The organism is Alphaproteobacteria bacterium (genome assembly GCA_041396705.1).
Taxonomy (GTDB): domain Bacteria; phylum Pseudomonadota; class Alphaproteobacteria; order CALKHQ01; family CALKHQ01; genus CALKHQ01.
In genome coordinates, this window is sequence record JAWKYB010000001.1 from 1 (window position 1) to 1,639 (window position 1,639).

The window sequence follows — 1,639 nt, forward strand, 5'->3', positions numbered from 1 at the left end:
TCCGCCATCTGCTGCAGGCGGAGGCTTTCACGATCAAGGGCGTGCAGAAGATCCTGCGCGAGCAGGGGGTCGAGACCGTCAAGCGCATCGGCACGGCGCCTGAAGGATCGGCGGGATCCGGCGCCGGCTCGCGGCGGTCGCGCGCGACCGCCAGCACGCCAGGTTCTGCGGCGACCTCGAAAGGCGCGCCGACGCGGGTCGATTCGACGCGTGGTGCCGGCGAGCCGGCCGCAGCGCGTGTCGAGACGGCCCTACGCGCCGCGATTGCCGAGCTCGAGGCGATACGGACCGGGCTCTCCGCGGCGCGCGAGGCAGCTCGAGTGCACGCCGGCCGCACGTGACGGACACGCCCCGCCTCGCCGGTTTGTCCGCAGCTTCACGGGCTCGCCGTCAGACAGTGGCTCTACCGCTCGAGGTATGGCACGTCGATCTCGCAGCGAGCGGAACAGCGCTGTGCCTGCTTGAGCGCGAAGAGCCGCGTCTTTCCGAGGAAGAGCGCCGGTGGTCGGAAACCGGCCTCGATGGCTGCCGCAGGGCGACCCGCATCGCGCTGCGCCTGTTGCTCGAACGCGCACTGACGACAGCCGATGCACTGGCGCTGCGTCGTACACCACTGCCGCGGGAGGCGGGCGGACGACCGCGCCTGCCGCAAGGCTTGCGGCCAGTATTCTCGCTGTCGCACTGCGGCAGCGATGCACTCGTCGCAATTTCGCAAGATGGGCCGGTAGGCATCGACCTCGAGGCACCACGGCGGCTCATGATGCCGGCCGACAGGCGCAGAGCGATCGTCGCCGCGGCCTCGACGCTTGGACCATGGCCGCAGCACCGTTCCCGGATCGCCGCCGACGACGAGGCCGTACTGGTCGCGTGGACCCGCCTCGAAGCGGTCGGCAAGGCACATGGCACAGGCGTCGCCGCCGTGCTCGCCGAGCACGGCGTGCTGGCACGCGGCGCCGGCCACGACGCGGCCGCCGAGCAAGCCCCGCTCGCTGTCGATGACCTGCCGTTGCCCCGCGGCCTGTTCGCTGCCATCGCGCGTGCGCCGCACGTTGCCGTGCCTGCCATCCGCCGTCTGCCGGCGGAGCCGGATACTCTGGCGCGGCTGACCGATCAGCCCTGTTGACCCGACCGACGGCGCGTTGCAAAACAGCGACTTGGCGGAGCGTAGCGCAGCCTGGTTAGCGCACCAGTCTGGGGGACTGGGGGTCGGGAGTTCAAATCTCCCCGCTCCGACCATAAAATCAACGACTTACAGATCTAGCGACCACCCCCTCAGAAGCGCTAGCGACCAATTAGCGACCAGAATCGAGCGTAACCGAGCGCAAATCTGCGGGTTTGGTGGCCATTTTGTCGCAGCTGGCGCCGTTACCCGAACAGATCGCCCTGACGCCACTTGAACTCGGCCGCAGCCCAGGCTTTGCCGCGCGCCTCGCGATCGAGCCAGGCGGTGACGAAGGCGGCCGGACCGCCGGCCGCGATCAGCTCCTGCTCGTCGAGGAAATGGCTGCGGTAGCCGGTCGACGTGCAGGGAAGCGGCGCGCCCTTCGGCGTCACGACCGTGATCTCGATCATCGACCAGCCGTCGGAGAGGTAGTCCGGCGTGTGCTTGAGCTTGAGTGCCGCATGCCGCCAGACGAGC

3 protein-coding genes and 1 tRNA gene are annotated in these 1,639 nt (G+C 69.4%); 3 read left to right on the forward strand and 1 reads right to left on the reverse strand.

Annotated elements, in window-relative coordinates:
• The 3 genes from R3F55_00005 to R3F55_00015 form a co-directional block, all read left to right on the forward strand.
• Positions 1 to 341, forward strand: a 341-nt coding sequence (locus tag R3F55_00005; protein ID MEZ5665834.1) for a hypothetical protein, incomplete at its 5' end; no start/stop codon positions are given.
• Between the two features lie 56 nt (positions 342 to 397).
• A complete protein-coding gene (locus R3F55_00010; protein ID MEZ5665835.1) occupies positions 398 to 1,123 on the forward strand; it encodes a hypothetical protein in 726 nt (241 codons plus the stop codon).
• 35 nt (positions 1,124 to 1,158) lie between these two features.
• A tRNA-Pro gene (locus tag R3F55_00015) sits at positions 1,159 to 1,236 on the forward strand.
• Between the two features lie 129 nt (positions 1,237 to 1,365).
• On the opposite strand, the gene R3F55_00020 is transcribed toward R3F55_00015, so the two are convergent.
• On the reverse strand, positions 1,366 to 1,639 hold a 274-nt coding region (locus R3F55_00020; GenBank protein MEZ5665836.1), incomplete at its 5' end, for a hypothetical protein.